Origin of the sequence: Yersinia thracica, from assembly GCF_902170565.1 — a bacterium.
GTDB classification, from domain to species: Bacteria; Pseudomonadota; Gammaproteobacteria; order Enterobacterales; family Enterobacteriaceae; genus Yersinia; species Yersinia thracica.
Genome location: NZ_CABHXX010000082.1, coordinates 17,110 through 36,898, shown reverse-complemented (window position 1 = coordinate 36,898; position 19,789 = coordinate 17,110). Strand labels below are relative to the sequence as shown.

Genomic DNA, 19,789 nt, shown 5'->3' with positions numbered 1-19,789 from the left:
ATGCAATTGATTAGGTATGAACTGCGGCGCGTTACGCATTATCTTGGGTGAACTACCCGACTATCTCACTTACCTGATAAACTGTGTATTGATAATTACAGACTAATCTACTCTTTAAAATCGGCAGGTATCCATATGAAAGTAGGAATTATTGGTGCAATGGAGCAAGAAGTTACGTTGCTGCGTGACAAAATTGAAAATCGCCAAACTTTGGCTCGTGCAGATTGTGAGATTTACACCGGCCAACTCAATGGCGTAGATGTTGCCCTACTCAAATCCGGTATCGGTAAAGTGTCTGCGGCAATGGGCACCACTCTATTATTAGAGCATTATCAGCCAGATATTGTTATCAATACGGGTTCGGCGGGTGGTTTGGCTTCTAGCCTAAAAGTCGGCGATATTGTAGTTTCTACTGAAGTCCGCTATCACGACGCAGATGTCACTGCGTTTGGCTATGAACCTGGGCAGATGGCGGGTTGTCCGGCTGCTTTCAGCGCATCTCCTAAGCTGATTGAACTGGCTGAAAGTTGCATCAAAGAATTGAATTTAAATGCAGTTCGTGGCCTGATTTGTAGCGGCGATGCTTTTATTAATGGCGCCGCTCCTCTGGCCCGTATTCGCGCTACTTTCCCGACAGTTGCTGCTGTTGAAATGGAAGCTGCGGCTATCGGCCATGTTTGCCACCTGTTCAATACACCCTTTGTTGTAGTTCGCGCTATTTCTGATGTCGCCGATCAGGAGTCTCACCTGAGCTTTGAAGAGTTTTTGGTGGTCGCCGCTCAACAGTCAACATTAATGATTGAAGCAATGTTAACCACACTGGCTCACCGCGATTAATGGTGCGGCTTAATATTGCCCTCTTGGCACGAGCAGCAATAATCCTGCCTCAAGCAGCGATGTTATTGTTGCTCAGCCTATTTATCTCATCCTCACTGGCAGCTGAGCGGGTTATCAGTTTATCACCCAGTACCACAGAATTGGCCTATGCTGCTGGACTCGGGGATAAATTGATTGCAGTAAGTGCTTACTCTGACTATCCAGAAGCCGCTAAAAAGCTGGAGCATGTTGCCTCATGGCAAGGGGTGAATATCGAACGTATTCTGGCATTAAAGCCTGATTTGATCCTCGCCTGGCGCGGGGGGAACCCACAACGTCCGCTGGATCAATTAGCTTCTTTTGGTATCCCGATTTTCTATTCTGATCCGATTAATATTGATCAAATCGCAGATGATCTGGATAAATTGGCCCAATACAGCCCACATCCAGAGCAAGCACGTCAGGCGGCAGTTCAGTTGCGTCATGAGGTTACCGAGTTACGTCGCCAGAATGCGCGCAACCAGCCGTTACGCACTTTCCTACAATTTGGTACTCAACCGCTGTTTACCAGTTCCGGACATACGTTACAGAGTGAAGTTGTTTCTCTTTGCGGTGGGGAAAATATTTTTGCTGGTAGCCGAGTTCCCTGGCCGCAAGTCAGTCGTGAACAAGTCATGACTCGCCAACCACAAGTTATCGTGGTGAGTGGTGATAAGTCCCAGGCAGATAATATCCACGCCTTTTGGCGGCCCCAATTTACAGTTCCTGTGATAACCCTGAATGAGGACTGGTTTAATCGTGCTGGCCCACGTATTCTGCTGGCCGCTAAACAACTGTGCCAGCAAATGGCCAGTCTTCCATCCCCTGTGGCGGAGTCACATTAATGCTGGTCTATTGGCTGGATATTTTAGGTACTGCGGTATTTGCTATCTCTGGTGTATTGCTGGCGGGGAAGTTGCGCATGGATCCCTTTGGCGTGTTGGTTTTGGGGGTGGTGACTGCTGTTGGTGGCGGCACAATTCGCGATATGGCCTTAGCCAATGGCCCTGTATTTTGGGTGAAAGATCCCACCGATTTAGTGGTCGCGATGGTGACTTGTCTGGCAACTATCTTGCTGGTACGGCAACCACGGCGAACACCTAAATGGATTCTACCCGTGCTGGATGCTATTGGTCTGGCGGTATTCGTGGGTATCGGGGTCAATAAAGCCTTTGCTGCGGGTGCCAGCCCGCTAGTTGCTATCTGTATGGGGGTTATAACCGGCGTTGGTGGGGGGATTATCCGTGATGTGCTCGCACGCGAGATCCCGATGATCCTGCGTACTGAAATCTATGCCACGGCCTGTATCATTGGCGGTATTGTGCATGCTACGGCATTTTATACTTTTGGTATGCCGCTGCAACAAGCAATGATGCTGGGCATGGTGATAACCTTAGGTATCAGACTTGCCGCTATTCGCTGGCGCTTAAAACTACCAACATTTGAAATAGAGCACTGATAACCATTCATCATTTAACCACTCATCATTTAACTATTCATCATTCTGATTGCCAATAAAAGCCTGTATTTCGTACAATACACCTTGCTTGTAGACTCTCACCGAGTTTACAAGTTTTATTCATTAGGATGAAATATGGGGATGAGTACGAATTAAATCTTCAAGTTTTTAAATAATTGTCCGATACCTAGAGTCATAGCTGCCTGAACCAGATAGTGGCAGCTAAAAATGCAGTTATAAATTATGAAATATTTTTTGTTGATGTTTTGGCTGGCCGTTTTTGCCAGTCCGTCGCTAGCCCAGGGGCTAAGCGGCACAATAGATTTACATCTGACTATCGTGCCATCTTGTCAGGTGCAGTTGTCGAATAAAAATGAACACGTAGTGAATAACCCAAAAATGAATTATCCAGAAATACAGTGTCATAGAGGAAATGGATTGGTTACGGAACCGAGAATCAGCCATGCTTTTATTGCATCAAATGGCCTACATGTTAGCAAAACAAGTACCGACCAGATGGCGCAATTGATTACTGTTGAATGGTAATATTCAGATATAAAATCTATGGTCACCCCCGTTTTTGCAACACCGATTTTGATTTATGATGGGCTTGCTTAAATCTATCCGGCGTCTGGTGGACAAGGATGTCCGCGCCATGATGAGTTCCGCGCCTGATGAACCTTAAAAAAGCCATTTTTTATATCAGGTTCATCATCAGGCCGCTGTGCCGTTCATGTCATAATAATCAGTCGTCGCAAAACCAGAAAGTTACTTGGTAACTTATTGAGCTGACAGCAGATTTACTGTTGGCTCTTTTATTTACTGAAGACGGTTCCTTGTGTGGTTACTGCCCAGACTATTCACTCTGCCAGTCGACCCGACTGGTATTCCAGCCGCTGCGTATACACTCGGGCGCATTGCACCAGCAGCCGTCGCAGATTTTCATCTCCCCGTTTTCAACCTCCTCAAGTTGTTCACAGAGGTAGCCATAATGTTGATGAAGTCGGGTGAGCAAACGGGCTAAGTATGGCGGCAGTTCGTGCTCTTCCAACACGGTTGCCAGCCGTCTTATCACGGCAATACCGCGTGGCATGCTTACCCCAAACTCAAGTAAAAAAGCGTGCATTTGGTTGGTGGTTTTGACCCGTTCCCTGACGCGATGCAGAGCCAACATCGCCTGCTGATCTTCGGGTCGGGGTGTCACAAAGCGCATGGAAGGACGGGAAGCGGCTTCGCAGATGGCCTCAGCGTCGATAAAATCATTTTTATTACTTTTAACAAAGGGGCGGACAAACTGCGGAGAAATGAGTTTTACCTGATGCCCTAACTGGCTGATATGACGGGCCATAAAGTGCGCGCCGGCGCAAGGCTCCATGACAATGGTCGAAGTCATACAGGTAGAGAGGAAAGTGGTTAACTGAGAGCGGGGAAACTTCTTCCGCGACAATGCATTGCCGTGTTTTTCCTGGCAATGAATATGGAATGAATTCTTACCGAGATCGATGCCGATGAGTGTAACGTTTTGCATGATGATCCCTCCAAAATAAAACACCCTATCAGCTTACCGCTCACAGGGTGGGGGTGACCATCTCATTAACCGCGACTATGGAGGTTGCGGTTTTTTTTATCAAAATCTTCGGTGATTTTATACCCAAAAACATCAATGTTACAACAAGGCAGCAAACGAGTAACAAATTGGTCGGGAACCAATTTGAACAGCATTTATGCTAGCCCGCAGGGTGAGCCTCAAGGATGAGGCTCATTAATCCCGATGAGCTTACTCAAGTAAGTGATTAGGGTGCATGAGTGCCGCTAACATAGCTGTAGCACCAAGGAAGGGTAGGTTAGATGCTGAAAGAAGAACCGCACCCACAAGTACTCTTCGCGTTCGGATTAGTCACGATAAAGCGAGAGCCTTCCAGCCCTTCGGTGTAATCCACTGCGCCACCAACCAGATATTGCAGGCTCATTGGATCCACGACCAACTCAACACCTTGCTTCTCAATGGTCATATCGCCGTCGTTGATCTGATCATCAAAAGTAAAGCCATACTGGAACCCGCTGCATCCGCCACCGGTAATGTACACCCGCAGTTTCAGATTTGGATTTTCCTCATCAGAAATCAGCAGTTTCACTTTTTTTGCCGCTGCCTCGGTAAACTGCAGGGGCAGTACTGTTTCATCGCTCATACTCATCACTCCCAACCGGTGTTCGAGGTGCAGGTTACTACAATGGCAGCCTGATCTATCTATTGATTATCCAATACCCGAGTAATTCATTCAAGTATTGTGGCCTAATGTTATATATTATCTACCTGTTTGGGTGCTACTTTCAACTGCGGCCTGTTGTTCCGCTACCTTTACAGCCTGCTCTTGTCTTTGTAATGTGCGGGCCAAAATAGCTGAATACAAGGGTTTACCCCCCATAAACTGTGCTATTAAGGTCGCCCCCAAGCAAGTCACAATCATTGGCAAAATAAGTTGATAATTATCGGTCATTTCCAATACCAACACGATCCCGGTTAATGGAGCACGTACCGAGGCGGCAAACAGCGCCCCCATTCCGGCAATAGCAAAAGTGCCAGCATCAATACTGTATTGCGGGAAAAAATGTGCGCAGGATAAGCCAAAAGCGGTTCCCAGAATGGTCCCCAAAGCCAACATTGGGGCAAATATCCCACCAGGTGCACCAGAGCCAAAACACAGTAACGTGGTAATAACTCTCGCAATAAAGATAAAGAGCAGCATACCAATACTGAAATTACCAGCGACTGCGATGGGAATTAGGGCAAAACCACCGCCGACTGCTTCACCATGAATCAAAGCCAGTAAGCCACACATCCCCCCCAACAGACCACCGATTAATACCAATTTTCGCCAGTCGCCACCGTGGAAACGCATAAATAGATCTTGTGTACGAAATATCAACGCATTAAACATCACTCCCACTGCACCAAAAATAATACCCAGCAACAGATAGAGCCACAAGGTATTCAGCGGAACATCACTGAGTTTTCCTACATCAATAATCGCACGCTCGCCATTAAAATAGCGGTAAACAATGGTTGAAGTGATGACTCCCACAAATACCGCTTTGATGGAGACCAAGCTATAGCGGAACTGCGAACGCATCTCTTCAATAACAAACAAAATCCCAGCCAATGGAGCATTAAAAGCGGCTGAGAGCCCCGCTGCTGCACCAGTTGCTAATAATGAATGACGCGCTTCTGAGCTGCGCAAACGGAAGATGTCAACAATCATCCGCCCACTATTCCCCCCCATTTGCACCATTGGCCCCTCCCGGCCTAACACCATGCCAGCCCCGAGAGTACCAAGCCCACCAATGAACTTGACCGGAATCACCCGCCACCAGCGAACTGGGCGCATCTCCTCCATTGCCCCTTCTATTTCGGGTATCCCAGAGCCCCCCGCTTCCGGCGCAAAACGGCGGACCAGAAAATACCCCAACATAGCCAATAGCGCCGACATAATAAAAGCCAGCGGCCAGACTAAAATTGCATTATCAGCAACCTTAGCGAGGGTCGCTAACCTTTCTTGCTGGATCCAATCAACACCGCGATCAAATGCGACCCCCAATAAACCGGTGACCGCCCCTACGACAGCGGCCATGATAAGAATAACTAAGGGGGTTGTGTCGCGATTAACTAATGCATGGATAAAGCGGCCACGTTTAACTTCAGAAATGCCGTCATCGGGTATATTTTGCGTTGAATCAGTCATGGTTTGTATGCTTGTCAGTTAAATAATAAGTAATACAAATGAGCAATATGAGTCTAGCTTACACATTAATAATGTGCCTGATTAAACGTCCATGAAATGATCTTGTTCAGAAAAGACTTTTTCTTGAGTTTTGCGGCATGTCGCGCAAGCTGTCTGTTAAATATGCCCAATCATTTGATAACCGCAGCCAGTCCTTTAGAATAAGCAGCATTGTTGATTGCCAAGGCTGATGTTGCCAATGTTAATGTCGCCTAATTCAGGAGCCGTTTATGAGTAAATCCGAAAGTCTGTATGCCCAAGCAAAAGAGTTGATCCCAGGCGGGGTTAACTCTCCGGTGCGTGCATTCACCGGCGTTGGTGGCAGCCCATTGTTTATTGAACGTGCTGATGGCGCATATTTATTTGATGTCGATGGCAAGGCTTATATTGACTATGTTGGCTCCTGGGGGCCAATGGTCTTGGGGCATAATCACCCGGCGATTCGTCAGGCCGTCATTGAAGCTGTCGAGCGCGGTCTGAGCTTTGGTGCCCCCACTGAGATGGAAGTCAAAATGGCTGAATTGGTCACCAATTTAGTCCCAACGATGGATATGGTGCGAATGGTCAACTCCGGCACCGAAGCGACCATGAGTGCGATTCGTCTGGCCCGTGGCTTCACTAACCGCGATAAAATTATCAAGTTTGAAGGCTGCTACCATGGCCACGCCGACTGCTTGCTGGTCAAGGCCGGTTCCGGTGCTCTGACTCTTGGGCAACCAAACTCTCCGGGTGTACCCGCTGATTTTGCTAAACACACTCTGACCTGTACTTATAACAATCTGGATTCAGTACGTGAGGCTTTCGAACAATATCCACAAGATATTGCCTGTATTATTGTCGAGCCAGTCGCCGGTAACATGAACTGCGTCCCGCCACTACCGGAGTTCCTACCCGGCCTGCGTACACTGTGTGACGAATTTGGAGCACTGCTGATTATTGATGAGGTTATGACCGGTTTCCGTGTGGCATTAGCCGGCGCGCAAGATTACTACAATGTTGTCCCTGACTTAACTTGTCTGGGTAAAATCATCGGCGGCGGTATGCCGGTAGGTGCTTTCGGTGGTCGTCGTGATGTGATGGATGCGCTGGCCCCTACGGGCCCGGTTTATCAGGCCGGTACGTTGTCCGGTAATCCAATTGCCATGGCTGCCGGTTTTGCTTGTCTGACCGAAGTTGCACAGGTCGGTGTCCATGAAACCCTAACCGAATTAACCGATTCACTGGCAAGCGGCCTGCTGCACGCAGCTAAAGCAGAGAATATCCCATTGGTCGTTAACCATGTCGGTGGCATGTTCGGCATTTTCTTCACTGATGCTAAGACCGTGACTTGCTATCAGGATGTGATGAATTGCGATGTTGAGCGCTTCAAACGTTTCTTCCATTTGATGTTGGAAGAAGGTATTTATCTGGCTCCATCTGCTTTTGAAGCTGGTTTTATGTCTGTGGCGCACAGCAAAGAAGATATTCAGAAAACGGTGGATGCCGCTCGTCGGTGCTTCGCCAAGCTTTAATATCAATGAATTAACCATCTCTCTATGCTGGGAGATGGTTAAAATCGAACTACCGCCCTTGCTTACGTAATAAATAAACAAAATATGGCGCGCCAATAAACGTCGCCAACAATCCAGCAGGGATCTGATTTGGGAATAGCAGCATCCGGCCGCACCAATCAGCAAAGACCATCAATAAACCACCTAAAATAGCCGCGATAAATAGCTGTGGCATGGCTCGGCGGAAGCCCAACATACGAGCCATATGAGGTGCCATCAGGCCAACAAAACTTAATGGCCCAACCGTCAATGTGGCTGCTGCTGTCATAGTGGCTGCCAGTAACAAAATAGCTAACCGACTAGGTGCCAGCGCCACACCTAATGCTCTGGCCGTTACACTGCCTAAGGGTAAAATCATTAGCCAACGGCGGCACAGCGGTGCTAATGCAATCAGAATCAGGGCGATGACACCGGTGCTCAGTGCTTGTGGAGCATCAACAGCATAGGTAGAGCCAGAAATCCATGTCAGCAAACCGCGCATTCGGGGGTCGCCGCTTGCGAGTAACATGGTAATCACCGTGGTAAAGGCGGTGCTCAATGCAATTCCTGCTAATAACATTCTACCGGGAGAGAACCCTCCTCGCCCCGCAACCACCAGAATCAGCAATAATGTTGCCGCCGCACCTAAACTCCCAGCCGGTAACAACCATGCTAGCGCATTACCTGGCACGATAAACATCATAATCACGACACCGAAAGATGCGCCGGAACTGACCCCCAACACCTCGGGACTGGCCATCGGATTGCCCGTCAGCTTTTGAATTAATGTTCCCGCCACCGCCAGCATCACTCCGGCCGCCAATGCAGCGAATACTCGCGGCCAGCGCCAATGTAATAATGCCTGGATATCATCGCCGCTAATCCAACTCCAGCCATGGCTATCACGACCAAACATCAGCGCCACCATCAAACCGGCCAGCAGTACCAGCAAACCTCCACTGATCCAGATGCCCAAATTTTGCCGCTCAGCGGAAACCTGGTCGCCAAAATCCATACTCGGTGCCATCGCACTGTGTAAGCGAGGCAGCAACCATAACAGCAACGGAGCACCAATCAGCGCGGTAGCCGCACCGGTCGAAATTTCTTGCCCGACTTGAGCCAACCAGATGAGCCCTTGGTCCGTTACCCACAACAGCAACGCGCCTAATACCGGCGCCAACATTAGGCGTTGCGATAACCGGCGAGCGCCTAAAATTTTTGCCAACAGAGGTGCAAAAAGACCAATAAAACCAATGACGCCGACCGCATTAATCAACATTGCGCTAAACAATATTGCTATCCCCAGCGCACTAAGCCGAGCCAATGACAGCCCTAGCCCTAAATTACGGGCGACACCATCATCCAGCCCGAGCAAGGTTAATGGGCGAATCAATAAAGCCGCCAATACGCCGGTTATCAGCAAACGAGGTAGCAAAAACTGTACCGTGCTCCAATCTTGTTGATTCAGAGCGCCGCTGCTCCACAGGAACAACCCTTGCAGTTGGTCATAATGAAATAACGCCAGCAGATTGCTAACTGCGCTACAGTAAAGGCCGAGAACCAACCCCGCCAATATCAGTGTCACTGGCGACATTCGTTTGCCCCAAGCCACACCAAATACCAGCACGCCAATAGTTATACCACCGGCCATTGCTGCCAGTTGGCGGGTCAATTCACCGCCGGGTAGCATCCATAACGTTGCGATGGTTAAACCAAGCTGAGCGCCTGCGGCGACCCCCAAGGTGGCGGGTTCAGCCAATGGATTTCGCAAGATTTGCTGGAACAAAACCCCCACCAGGCCCAATCCGGCACCGGTTAGCAGTGCCACGACCAAGCGGGGTAGTTGACTGTAATGGAATAACATTTGGCGCACATCATCGCCGTCAGGTTGCCATAGCGCTGCCCCCCAGAGCGGGGCGGGTAATGTCTGGCTAAAATTGTGCAGTGTCAGCACCACAGCAAAAATCAGTAATAAGCCAAGTAAGCTGGCAGGTAAAAGCCAGATTTTACGCGGGGTCTTTGTCATCATCAGGATTTATCCCACGCCGATTCTAATAGGCGCACAAATCGCATGGCTGACAAAGTTGCGCCATAGAACCACACTGCGGGCAGTATCTGTAATTGATTTTGGCGCACAAATGACATGGATTGCCATAATGGTGTGCGGGTAACCTGTTGTAGTATTTCACTATTACCCTGGACGAAACACATTGCTCGCCCCGGTTTTACCGTCGCTAAACGTTCGATGCCCACCACCGCGCTGCCCCACACATTGGTTTCGCCCTGCCAGGCATTTTTAATATTCAATTCGTTTAATACATCCTGGAACAGGCTACCTTGGCCGATGACCAAGGCGTGGCGAGCATCCAACAGAGAAAACATCAATAATGACGTATTGTGGGTATTAAATATCCGCTGGCGAGCGGCTTGCATAAAATGATTAAAATCGGCGATATGCTGCTCAGCAGCAGCTTCTAACCCCAGCCGCTGGCCTAATACACGCAATGAACTTTTACTGACGGCGAGCGGTGAAAGCCCCTGTTGGCTAAAAGCAAAACTCATCGATGGGGCGATAGGCGCGAGTTTCTCTGGTGAGGGGCCAAAACCTTCTGACATCAGAATCAATGACGGTGCCATTTGTTGCAGCAATTCCAAATTAGGTTCAGTGCGCTGGCCGACATCAATGACACTGGCAGGTAATGCCGGTTCTTCGACCCATAACCGGTAATTATGAGTATCTGCCACACCATACGGCGTGACTCCCAGCGCCAGCAATAATTCTGCGGGCAACCATTCCAGAGCAACGATCCTATCCAGAGCCCCCCCGCGAACATCAATTTTAGGGGGATTCACCGCCCATCCGGGCAATGAATATAATAATGGCGATAAGGCTAACGCGGCGAGCAATCTGCGCCGAGTCAGGTTCGGCCGCACTGCAGCTAGGGGGAAAGGCATTTTCATCAATACACGAAACTTACCGGCGCACCACCAGCTGGATGCGGCAATATTCCCATAGGAATGCCGTAAATTTCCTCCAGTACCGTCCCCTGCATCAAGCTGTCTGCCGAGCCTTGCGCGATCATCTCGCCCCCGCGTAATGCCACTAAATAGTCACAATAGCGGGCCGCCATATTAATATCGTGCAATACCGCGATGACGGTCAAACCGCGCTCACAGCTAAGACGCTGAATCAGCCCCAATACCTCGACTTGATGAGCAATATCCAGTGCTGAAGTCGGTTCGTCGAGCAACAGACAGCGGCTATTTTGTGCCACCATCATCGCCAACCAGGCACGTTGGCGCTCGCCGCCAGATAAACTGTCGACCAACCGATTCGCCAGCGGCTTTAAATCCACCAGCGCAATAGCCTCTTCCACCTGTTCGCGGTCTTCTTGACGAAAACGCCCCAGCGCGCCATGCCATGGATAACGGCCAATCGCCACCAGCTCACGCACCGTCATCCCTTCCGCTGCCGGTAATTGCTGTGGCAAATAAGCCACTTCACGGGCAAAAGCTTTATTGTCCCACTGCGCTAATGGCACATCATTGAGTAATGCTTCGCCACTGGCGGGCGGTTGGTGGCGACCCAGCATTTTTAACAGTGTCGATTTACCGGAACCATTATGGCCGATAAGCCCACAGACTTTCCCTTGTGGAAAGGTCAGTGACAAGGGTTGCAATAAGATTCGGCCAGGAACCGAAAAACTCAACTCACGGAGTGAAAACACGCTGGATTGGCTTGCCTGTTGGTCCAAGATAGTGCCCTGCGATTGAATGTTAGCGGCTTTAACCATTACTGTGACCCAAACGTTATCGACAAATAACGAGAAAGTGAATCGAAACGATAATAATTATCAAAGCAGCTAGTTTATGCGTAATTCACGGCGAACTGCAAGCGCAAAGCCTGCTGATTACCTGAAGATGGCGGCGGGGAGTTTAAGTGCGGGGAAACGAAAAATTGGCACGATAACAGTCACCGTGCCAATTTTTTGAGTATTACTGGCCGAACATATCTTTGATCCAACCCGCGACGCCATCGCCATCAGGTTTAGCTTGCCCCGCAGGTTGAGCAGCTTGGCACAAGCCTTGCGGGTTTTCTGTCCAAACCGGGATTGTGCGCATACCACCGCCATCACCACAGACAAAATTCCCAGCCGAATCAATATTCATTTGGCTAATCCCTTCCGGTGGCTGCAATACCAGCGGCAATGGGGTTTGATTCTCAAGATAGCGGCGATACAAAGTCAGCGCGCCGTTAGCACCGGTCAACTTGGCCGGGCCATTATTGTCACGCCCCACCCAGGCAATCGCCACTTCTTTGCCATCAATACCGGCAAACCAACTATCACGCAGGTCGTTGGTGGTACCGGTTTTGGCAGCCAGATTGTATTTTGAGAATTTCACTGATAATGAACGGGATGTCCCGCGGGCAACCCCTTGCTGCATGGCGTAAAGGGTCAGATAAGCCGCCTGTGCCGGTACCATGCGCTCCGCCTGCGGGAAGCTCTGATACAGCACTGTGCCATCTTCAGCAATCACCGAGCGCACTGCGGACAATGGCGCGCGATTCCCACCACTGGCGATAGTCTGATATTCCTGCGCCACTTCCACCGGAGTCAAGTCAATCGCCCCCAGCAACATCGCTGGAACTGGGTTGATAACGTTTTTCGGAATACCCAGACGTTGCAGCATGACGCTTATCTGATCCAGCCCGACGGACATCCCCAGATTAACCGTCGGCACGTTCAGCGAGTTAGCCAAACCATCAATTAGCATCACCTGACCACGGAACTGGCGATCATAGTTTTTCGGCTGCCATGATGAGCCGTTAGGCAATTTAATCGACAGCGGTTGGTCCGCCAGCCAGGTATTAAGGCGGTATTTATCCGGCTCACTCAGGGCGGTCAGATAGGTCGGTGGTTTGGCAAGTGACCCCACCAAACGTCGGGCCTGCATCGCGCGGTTAAAGCCGGCAAATTGCGGCTGCGCGCCCCCGACCATGGCACGAACTTCGCCACTGAAACGGTCGACAATCACCATCGCCGCTTCCAAATCATCCAGATGGCGCGCCGCTTTTAGCGCCGGAATTCCCTCTTCGATGGCTTTTTCTGCTGCATCCTGTGAAACCGGATCGAGGGTGGTGAAGATTTTCACGCCGGACAAATCGTTAATTTTGTCGCCCAGTTTTTGCTGTAATTCTTGACGCACCATCTGCATAAATGCCGGCTGCGGGGTGATAACTCCGCCTTTCGGCTGCACGCCCAGTGGTCGGGCGCTGAGCATGGTGTACAGCTCGGCATCAATCACCCCCTGGTTCTGCAACAAGCGCAGCACCAGATTGCGGCGCTCAAGCGCCAGAGTCGGGTTACGCCATGGGTTATACAGCGACGCGCCTTTCACCATGCCCACCAGCATAGCTTGCTGATCGAGGCTCAGTTCATTCACCGGACGACCAAAGTAATACAGGCTCGCCAAAGGGAAACCGCGAATCTGATCACTGCCACTTTGGCCGAGATACACTTCGTTCAGATACAATTCAAGTATCCGATCTTTACTGTAACGGTAGTCTACCAGCAGGGCCATATAAGCCTCGTTGGCTTTACGCCACAATGAACGCTCGTTAGTCAGGAACAGGTTTTTAACCAACTGCTGCGTCAAGGTACTGCCGCCCTGCACCGCCTTACCGGCAGTGAGGTTAGCCAGCATCGCGCGGCCAATAGAATACGGGCTGATGCCGTCATGCTCATAGAAATGGCGGTCTTCTGTTGCCAGCAAGGTATCGACCAGCAAATCAGGGAAGCCAGCACGCGGCACAAATAAGCGCTGCTCACCGTTAGGAGATTGCAGCATGGTGATAAGCTTCGGATCAAGGCGCAGGAAACCGAAATCGCGCTGATTATCCAGGTTTTGGATTTGCGCCAAACTGTCATTTTTAAACACCAAACGCGCGCGGATTTGACCTTCTTTCGCATCAGGGAAATCAAACGGGCGGCGCAAAATATCAATGCTGTCGCCCTGCACGGTAAACTCACCAGGGCGAGTCATGCGAGTGACCTGCCGGTATTGCATCCCTTCCAGCAAATCGATCATTTCTTTCTTGCTGTAGGACATCCCCGGTTCAAGGCTCACCATGCGGCCATAGACAGCGGCGGGCAGTTGCCAAACCTTGCCATCAATTCGGCTGCGGATTTGCGAATCGAGGTAGACCCCATAGATTGCCAACACCACTGCGCCCACCAGGAACAGTTTGATGAATAACCCAAGCCAACGGCGTTTTTTACGCGGGGGACGTGATGCTACCTTTCTTGGCATCGGTTTTTCCTCGTCATCATCATAATCATCATCGTCGTGGTCTTCGTCATCTAAATAGTCTTCTTCATATTCATCTTCATCACGCCGCCGGCGCAATGGCCGTTTTGGTGTAGCTTTGGGTTGGGCTTTTTTGCCCTTGCGCCCTATTGGCTCGCGGTCATCCCCAGACATGTCTTTCTCTCCACGCGCATTGCGACTTAATGTGTTCCCCAATTCATCGGATAGAAAGGGGAAACATCTGAAATTATTGGCTGTTAGCCATGTGACATCATTTATCCTGATACTTCTTGGTCCGGCGAGTCGGGCGGGTATTGGCCGGATCATCTGGCCAGACATGTTTGGGATAGCGCCCTTTCATCTCTTTTTGTACCTCGCGATACGCGCCCTGCCAGAAAGCGGCCAAATCACCGGTAATTTGTAGCGGCCGGTGTGCCGGTGAAAGTAACTCAAGCACCACTGCCACCCGCCCACTTGCTAGCATCGGGCTGCGCTGTTCGCCAAAAACTTCCTGCAAACGCACCGCTAATACCGGTGGACGGTCGACATAATAACGAATGGATAGGCGGCTACCGGTCGGCACAGTGTAGTGAGTTGGCAGCTCAGTATCCAGCCGTTGACGTAACTGCCAGCTCAACAAGCGAGTCAATGCTTCCGCAATATTCACTTGGCGCAGCCCGCGTAAATCCCGCACACCGGACAGTGACGGCTGCAACCACAGCTCAAGTTTATCCAGTAAATATTCGTCATCTACCGCCGGCCATTGCTCTTCGGGTAGCCAACGGCTGGCACAATGTAAGCGGGTGCGCAATTGTTCGGCATTTTCATCCCAATTAAGCACCTGCAACCCTTGTTCGCGCACCCAGTTTAGCAGCGCGAATTGCAATGCTTCATCACTGGGTTTCGCTAAGGGCTGGGCCCGTAAAGTCAGCCGCCCAATTTGCCAACGCCGCCAGGCGCGTAAAGTGCCTTTTTCATCATCCCACTCGACCACTGTCCGCTCTTCGACCAAGCGGGGGAGTTGCTGCGCCAGCGGTTCAATCTCAATCGGTAACGCCAGTAAAATGCGCGCGTCCGGCCCGCTGCTGCTTTGTAATAAGCTGGCAGCCACCAACCAAGGCGCACGTGACAACGCCTCGTCTTGCGCCATTGCCGCGCCCATACCATTAGCCAACAGATAGCGCCCATCTTGCCCACGTTGCTGCGCGATGCGATCCGGATAAGCCAACGCCAGCAATTGAGCGGCAATATTACTGTCAACCGCGCCAACACGGGCATTAATTCTTTGTGTTAATTGCCTCGCACGCCGCTGCCAGTGCGGCTGTGGGCGGCTGAGCCAATAGTGTAAATCAATTTGACCGGATCGCGGCGGCTCTTCCAGAATCGCCGCTAATAATCCCGCCGTGGCTAAGGCGTCCGGGCTTTGCTCGGCGGCAAAACACAACATCGCGGCTAACCGAGGCTCACAGCCCAAACTGGCCATGCTGCGCCCCATGCGGGTGAGCTGCCCCGATGAATCAATAGCCCCTAAACGCCGCAATAAATCGCGCGCTACAGCCAGTGCAGCTTGCGGCGGCCTGTCAAGCCAACTGAGCTGCGCCTCATCCTGGCATCCCCAGTTCAGCAACTCCAACCACAAGCTGCATAAATCACTGTTAAGAATTTCTGGCTCACTGTATTCTGCGGCCCGCTCGGCCTGCTCTTTAGCAAACAGATGCCAGCAGATCCCCGCCTCCAGTCGCCCGGCACGCCCAGCACGCTGCACCATGGAAGCCTGGCTGATGCGCTGAGTCACCAGCCGGGTCAAGCCGTTTTTGACATCAAAACGCGCGACACGTTCCAACCCGCTGTCGACCACCAGCCGGATACCCTCAATGGTCAGACTGGTTTCAGCAATATTGGTCGCCAGCACCACTTTACATCGCCCAACAGCCGCCGGTTGAATGGCTTTTTGCTGTTCACTGAGCGGTAAAGCGCCATACAGTGGGCAGAGGTCAGTATCACTGGCAACCTCGCCTTGCAGCCGCTCCATCACACGATGAATCTCCCCCACGCCGGGTAAAAATAGCAGCAAAGAACCCGCTTGCTCATTCAATAAGCGCTTAACACGATTGGCAACCCCATCCTCCAGCCGCTCATGGCTCGACAAAGGTTGATAGCAGCGCTCGACCGGAAAGCTGCGCCCAGCGGAGACAATCGCTGGCGCGGAGGGCAACAGCGCGGAAAGCCGCTGGTTATCCAGCGTCGCCGACATTATCAGCAATTTGAGGTCATCACGTAGCCCTTGCTGCACATCCAGCAAGAGCGCCAGCGCCAAATCGGCCTGTAAACTGCGCTCGTGGAACTCATCAAGGATGACCAAAGACACGCCCGTCAGCTCGGCATCCTGCTGGAGCATGCGGGTCAGAATGCCCTCGGTCACCACTTCCAGCCGTGTCTCCGGCCCGCTTTTGCTTTCGGCGCGCATCCGATAGCCCACCGTCTGCCCCGGCTGTTCACCCAATTGCTGGGCCAACCGGTAAGCGACATTTTTCGCCGCCAGCCGCCGGGGTTCCAGCATGATAATCCGACCAGACAAGCCCCCAAGTTGTAAGATTTGTAGCGGTAACCAGGTCGATTTACCGGCACCAGTCGGGGCGTGGAGCAAGACTTGCGGTGAGGTTTGCAACGCAGACAATATCTCACTGAGCACTTCACCTATCGGCAAAGCAGCCCCCTGCGCATCACTTTCTCTCTGACTTACCACCACATTCTTCCCCACACTCTCTACTTTCATCGTCAGCCATTGTAACATCATGGCCGTATAGCGTATTTAGCCGAGTGATTATGCCAATCTAATGATTAAAGCCGTCGATAATAAAACCCGCTTTCGCCGCCTGTTCTTTGCGCTGGCCCTACCTGATGCCCTGCAACGGACCATTGTGCCATGGCGAGCAGATAACTTCCCGCCCGAGGCTGGCCGCCCTATTGCTGCCGCGAATCTCCACCTGACACTGGCATTCCTCGGCGAGGTGAGTCACGCTAAAGCTCAAGTCTTGCAGCAACAAGCCGGGCGCATTAGTCAGTCAGGTTTTAACATAACGCTGGATGATATTGGCCACTGGCCTAATTCCGGAGTGATCTGGCTCGGATGTAAAAATCCCCCGCGCGGGCTGTTGCAATTGGCCCAGTTGTTGCGATCCCAAGCGGCGCGCAGTGGTTGTTACCAAACACCACTGCCATTTCATCCCCATGTGACGTTATTCCGTGGGGCTATTCGCCCAGTCACCATACCGGCGAAAGCGCCCAACGAAAGCTTTCGGGCAGACCTTTTTTCGTTATATGAATCGGTATTCACACGAGGCCGCACCCGTTATAACATTGTACAAAGCTGGCCATTGGCGAGCACTGAAAGGAAACCTGATGCCATCTAATTCCCCGTTGCCGGCTTTGGCTCCTCGGTTATTATCTTTTAACCCCAAATTACAGCCCGCCACACTTATCCTGCGGTATAAACGCTTTTTAGCTGATATTGTGACGCCCGAGGGAGAAACATTAACTATTCATTGCGCTAATACCGGAGCAATGACCGGTTGTGCCACGCCAGGGGATAGGGTCTGGTATTCGACCTCGGATAACCCAAAACGTAAGTATCCCCATAGTTGGGAGTTAACTCAGACCCAAACCGATGATTGGATATGCGTAAATACCTTGCGTGCCAATGAGTTAGCCAGTGCAGCAATAGATAATAATTATATTGTTGAATTATCTGGTTACACTTCTGTCAGAAGAGAGGTTAAGTATGGGGATGAAAATAGCCGTATAGACTTGTTATTGCAGGCAGAAAATAGACCTAACTGCTATATTGAAGTCAAATCGGTTACTTTATTACAGCAACAGTGTGGATATTTCCCGGATGCCGTCACTCTGCGGGGGCAGAAGCATCTCAGGGAGTTACAAAACAGGGTTGCCAATGGTCACCGGGCGGTACTTTTTTTTGCCGTATTGCATACGGGCATCAGGCAGGTCGCTGCTGCCCGACACATTGACAAACGCTATGCAGAATTGCTGGCCCAGGCTCAGCAAGCAGGAGTGGAGGTTATTTGCTACGGTTTTCAACTATCGCCTGACGGTATTGCGCTGGATGCACGCCTACCGTTATTACTGGACGAAATGCCCCATTCATAGCGCTGAATAAAAAAGCGATTATTGGATGAAGTTGCTCGCCAAATACGCCTGCCCTCACACCATTGTCAAGCAGGCGACAGGAATAATTGCTAACCTTCCTTCCTTCTGTTATTTATAGCGGCCTGATTTTTTCCCCGATTGGGGATTTTGATAGTGCGTATGAATGTAGGAGAAGCATCATGCAAGAAGGGCAAAAACGTAAAACCTCGTCCTTGAGCATTCTCGCCATAGCTGGGGTAGAGCCATACCAAGAGAAGCCTGGCGAAGAGTATATGAATGCCGCCCAGCTGTTGCATTTCAAGCGGATTCTTGAAGCATGGCGCAACCAGCTCAGGGACGAAGTAGACCGTACTGTATCGCACATGCAAGACGAAGCTGCTAATTTCCCCGATCCGGTAGACCGTGCTGCGCAGGAAGAAGAGTTTAGTCTTGAACTTCGTAACCGCGACCGCGAGCGTAAACTGATTAAAAAGATCGAGAAAACGCTGAAGAAAGTCGAGGATGAGGATTTCGGTTTCTGCGAGTCTTGTGGCGTAGAAATTGGTATTCGCCGTCTGGAAGCACGACCCACTGCAGATTTGTGCATTGACTGTAAAACCCTAGCCGAAATCCGCGAAAAGCAGATGGCAGGCTAACACAGTAATAACCTGTATATCCAAAGAAGTTGGAGCTATAGACACGGTGCCAGAGTCATCTCCGGCACCGCATTTACTACACTGGATTTCCCTTTCCTTTTATGCCCGAAGAGATCAATACCGAGCAAGCTGCGCTTATGCAAACCCCGTATGTTGGGCGTTTTGCGCCTTCTCCGTCTGGTGATTTGCATTTCGGTTCGCTGATTGCTGCATTGGGAAGTTACTTGCAAGCCCGCGCTGAAGGTGGGAGCTGGCTAGTTCGCATCGAAGATATTGATCCCCCCCGTGAGATCCCTGGCGCTGCAGACCGTATTTTAGCGACTCTGGACCACTATGGCCTCCATTGGGATGGCCCGGTTATTTATCAATCTCAGCGCCACGAAGCCTATCGCGCCGCCTTAGACTGGCTGGAGCAACAAGGGCTGAGCTATTACTGCACCTGCACCCGCAGCCGCATTCAGCAAATCGGTGGTCTATATGACGGCTATTGCCGTGACCGCCATTTGCCAGCCCAAAACGCAGCCATTCGCTTACGCCAAACTCATCCGGTTTATACCTTTTGTGATAAATTACTCGGTGAGTTGCACGCCGTACCCGCACTGGCTGAAGAAGATTTTATTATTCGTCGTCGAGATGGCTTATTTGCCTATAATCTGGCGGTGGTGGTCGATGATGCTTTTCAAGGGGTGACCGAGATTGTACGCGGAGCTGATTTAATCGAACCCACAGTACGTCAGATAGCGCTCTACCAGCAGCTACAGCAACCGGTGCCCCGCTATTTGCACTTACCGCTGGCGCTGAATCATAATGGTAATAAGCTCTCTAAACAAAATCATGCGCCGCCGCTGCCCAATGGCTGCCCGCGTCCGATTCTAGTCGAAGCACTAAAATTTTTGCGTCAACCGCTACCAGAATGCTGGCAAGATCTTGATTTGCCGTTATTATTACGCTTTGCCGTCGAAAATTGGACATTGGCAACCATTCCGCATCACGGGGCGGAGATAACCAGTGAGAACACAACGGCATTCTCAAAGACAGCACGGTGAGCTATGATTA

Annotated in this window: 16 protein-coding genes and 1 pseudogene; 9 read left to right on the top strand and 8 right to left on the bottom strand. The window is 50.9% G+C overall.

The window, feature by feature from the left end; genetic code table 11:
- The first annotated feature begins 135 nt into the window (after window positions 1-135).
- The 4 genes from mtnN (at window position 136) to FTA91_RS11255 (ending at window position 2,860) form a co-directional block, all read left to right on the top strand.
- The gene (mtnN, locus tag FTA91_RS11270; RefSeq protein ID WP_145535070.1) at window positions 136-837 is read left to right on the top strand and encodes a 5'-methylthioadenosine/S-adenosylhomocysteine nucleosidase; all 702 of its coding nucleotides are present in this window, start codon (window positions 136-138) and stop codon (window positions 835-837) included.
- A complete protein-coding gene (gene btuF, locus FTA91_RS11265; protein ID WP_186366593.1) occupies window positions 837-1,700 on the top strand; it encodes a vitamin B12 ABC transporter substrate-binding protein BtuF in 864 nt (287 codons plus the stop codon). The genes mtnN and btuF overlap by 1 nt, the downstream gene beginning before the upstream one ends.
- On the top strand, window positions 1,700-2,314 hold the full coding sequence (locus tag FTA91_RS11260) for a TRIC cation channel family protein (protein WP_019211026.1): 615 nt from the start codon (window positions 1,700-1,702) through the stop codon (window positions 2,312-2,314). Before btuF ends, FTA91_RS11260 begins: the two co-directional genes overlap by 1 nt.
- Before the next feature lie 243 nt (window positions 2,315-2,557).
- On the top strand, window positions 2,558-2,860 hold the full coding sequence (locus tag FTA91_RS11255; RefSeq protein WP_072082569.1) for a hypothetical protein: 303 nt from the start codon (window positions 2,558-2,560) through the stop codon (window positions 2,858-2,860).
- Between the two features lie 317 nt (window positions 2,861-3,177).
- Here FTA91_RS11255 and FTA91_RS11250 read toward each other — a convergent pair.
- The 3 genes and pseudogenes from FTA91_RS11250 to clcA form a co-directional block, all read right to left on the bottom strand.
- Window positions 3,178-3,842 (bottom strand): annotated as a pseudogene (locus tag FTA91_RS11250) (IS110 family RNA-guided transposase); the annotation flags it as partial.
- A 316-nt stretch (window positions 3,843-4,158) separates the two neighbouring features.
- Entirely contained in the window at window positions 4,159-4,503 is a 345-nt protein-coding gene (gene erpA / locus FTA91_RS11245; RefSeq protein ID WP_004706254.1) for an iron-sulfur cluster insertion protein ErpA, read from the bottom strand.
- Window positions 4,504-4,620: 117 nt separating this feature from the next.
- A complete protein-coding gene (gene clcA / locus FTA91_RS11240) occupies window positions 4,621-6,054 on the bottom strand; it encodes a H(+)/Cl(-) exchange transporter ClcA (RefSeq protein WP_145535073.1) in 1,434 nt (477 codons plus the stop codon).
- Window positions 6,055-6,323: 269 nt separating this feature from the next.
- Between clcA and hemL the strand changes: the two genes are divergently transcribed.
- On the top strand, window positions 6,324-7,604 hold the full coding sequence (gene hemL / locus FTA91_RS11235; RefSeq protein ID WP_050114022.1) for a glutamate-1-semialdehyde 2,1-aminomutase: 1,281 nt from the start codon (window positions 6,324-6,326) through the stop codon (window positions 7,602-7,604).
- A 49-nt stretch (window positions 7,605-7,653) separates the two neighbouring features.
- Here hemL and fhuB read toward each other — a convergent pair whose 3' ends face one another.
- The 5 genes from fhuB to hrpB form a co-directional block, all read right to left on the bottom strand.
- Entirely contained in the window at window positions 7,654-9,651 is a 1,998-nt protein-coding gene (gene fhuB / locus FTA91_RS11230) for a Fe(3+)-hydroxamate ABC transporter permease FhuB (protein WP_145583370.1), read from the bottom strand.
- Window positions 9,651-10,583, bottom strand: coding sequence for a Fe(3+)-hydroxamate ABC transporter substrate-binding protein FhuD (gene fhuD / locus FTA91_RS11225; protein WP_145583368.1), 933 nt, complete (start codon window positions 10,581-10,583; stop codon window positions 9,651-9,653). Before fhuD ends, fhuB begins: the two co-directional genes overlap by 1 nt.
- A complete protein-coding gene (fhuC, locus tag FTA91_RS11220) occupies window positions 10,583-11,377 on the bottom strand; it encodes a Fe3+-hydroxamate ABC transporter ATP-binding protein FhuC (RefSeq protein WP_072082579.1) in 795 nt (264 codons plus the stop codon). The genes fhuD and fhuC overlap by 1 nt, the downstream gene beginning before the upstream one ends.
- Window positions 11,378-11,618: 241 nt before the next feature.
- On the bottom strand, window positions 11,619-14,105 hold the full coding sequence (mrcB, locus tag FTA91_RS11215) for a bifunctional glycosyl transferase/transpeptidase (protein ID WP_145583366.1): 2,487 nt from the start codon (window positions 14,103-14,105) through the stop codon (window positions 11,619-11,621).
- Between the two features lie 97 nt (window positions 14,106-14,202).
- Complete coding sequence (hrpB, locus tag FTA91_RS11210; RefSeq protein WP_145535110.1) at window positions 14,203-16,725, bottom strand: ATP-dependent helicase HrpB; 2,523 nt, start codon at window positions 16,723-16,725, stop codon at window positions 14,203-14,205.
- 43 nt (window positions 16,726-16,768) lie between these two features.
- Here hrpB and thpR point away from each other — a divergent pair, with 43 nt between their 5' ends.
- The 4 genes from thpR (at window position 16,769) to gluQRS (ending at window position 19,779) form a co-directional block, all read left to right on the top strand.
- The gene (gene thpR / locus FTA91_RS11205; protein ID WP_050114012.1) at window positions 16,769-17,344 is read left to right on the top strand and encodes an RNA 2',3'-cyclic phosphodiesterase; all 576 of its coding nucleotides are present in this window, start codon (window positions 16,769-16,771) and stop codon (window positions 17,342-17,344) included.
- On the top strand, window positions 17,334-18,098 hold the full coding sequence (gene sfsA, locus FTA91_RS11200) for a DNA/RNA nuclease SfsA (protein ID WP_072082567.1): 765 nt from the start codon (window positions 17,334-17,336) through the stop codon (window positions 18,096-18,098). The genes thpR and sfsA overlap by 11 nt, the downstream gene beginning before the upstream one ends.
- A gap of 179 nt (window positions 18,099-18,277) precedes the next feature.
- The gene (gene dksA, locus FTA91_RS11195; protein ID WP_004389064.1) at window positions 18,278-18,733 is read left to right on the top strand and encodes an RNA polymerase-binding protein DksA; all 456 of its coding nucleotides are present in this window, start codon (window positions 18,278-18,280) and stop codon (window positions 18,731-18,733) included.
- A gap of 101 nt (window positions 18,734-18,834) precedes the next feature.
- Window positions 18,835-19,779 (top strand): tRNA glutamyl-Q(34) synthetase GluQRS, encoded by a 945-nt coding sequence (gene gluQRS / locus FTA91_RS11190; protein ID WP_050114010.1) that lies wholly within the window; start codon window positions 18,835-18,837, stop codon window positions 19,777-19,779.
- Window positions 19,780-19,789 lie beyond the last annotated feature (10 nt).

Coding starts and splice junctions, on each gene's coding strand:
- btuF (WP_186366593.1), top strand. CDS start 837: ATGGTGCGGCTTAATATTGCCCTCTTGGCACGAGCAGCAATAATCCTG.
- hrpB (WP_145535110.1), bottom strand. CDS start 16,725: ATGTTACAATGGCTGACGATGAAAGTAGAGAGTGTGGGGAAGAATGTG.
- fhuD (WP_145583368.1), bottom strand. CDS start 10,583: ATGAAAATGCCTTTCCCCCTAGCTGCAGTGCGGCCGAACCTGACTCGG.
- hemL (WP_050114022.1), top strand. CDS start 6,324: ATGAGTAAATCCGAAAGTCTGTATGCCCAAGCAAAAGAGTTGATCCCA.
- erpA (WP_004706254.1), bottom strand. CDS start 4,503: ATGAGCGATGAAACAGTACTGCCCCTGCAGTTTACCGAGGCAGCGGCA.
- mrcB (WP_145583366.1), bottom strand. CDS start 14,105: ATGTCTGGGGATGACCGCGAGCCAATAGGGCGCAAGGGCAAAAAAGCC.
- mtnN (WP_145535070.1), top strand. CDS start 136: ATGAAAGTAGGAATTATTGGTGCAATGGAGCAAGAAGTTACGTTGCTG.
- thpR (WP_050114012.1), top strand. CDS start 16,769: ATGATTAAAGCCGTCGATAATAAAACCCGCTTTCGCCGCCTGTTCTTT.
- FTA91_RS11260 (WP_019211026.1), top strand. CDS start 1,700: ATGCTGGTCTATTGGCTGGATATTTTAGGTACTGCGGTATTTGCTATC.
- FTA91_RS11255 (WP_072082569.1), top strand. CDS start 2,558: ATGAAATATTTTTTGTTGATGTTTTGGCTGGCCGTTTTTGCCAGTCCG.
- fhuB (WP_145583370.1), bottom strand. CDS start 9,651: ATGATGACAAAGACCCCGCGTAAAATCTGGCTTTTACCTGCCAGCTTA.
- sfsA (WP_072082567.1), top strand. CDS start 17,334: ATGCCATCTAATTCCCCGTTGCCGGCTTTGGCTCCTCGGTTATTATCT.
- dksA (WP_004389064.1), top strand. CDS start 18,278: ATGCAAGAAGGGCAAAAACGTAAAACCTCGTCCTTGAGCATTCTCGCC.
- gluQRS (WP_050114010.1), top strand. CDS start 18,835: ATGCCCGAAGAGATCAATACCGAGCAAGCTGCGCTTATGCAAACCCCG.
- clcA (WP_145535073.1), bottom strand. CDS start 6,054: ATGACTGATTCAACGCAAAATATACCCGATGACGGCATTTCTGAAGTT.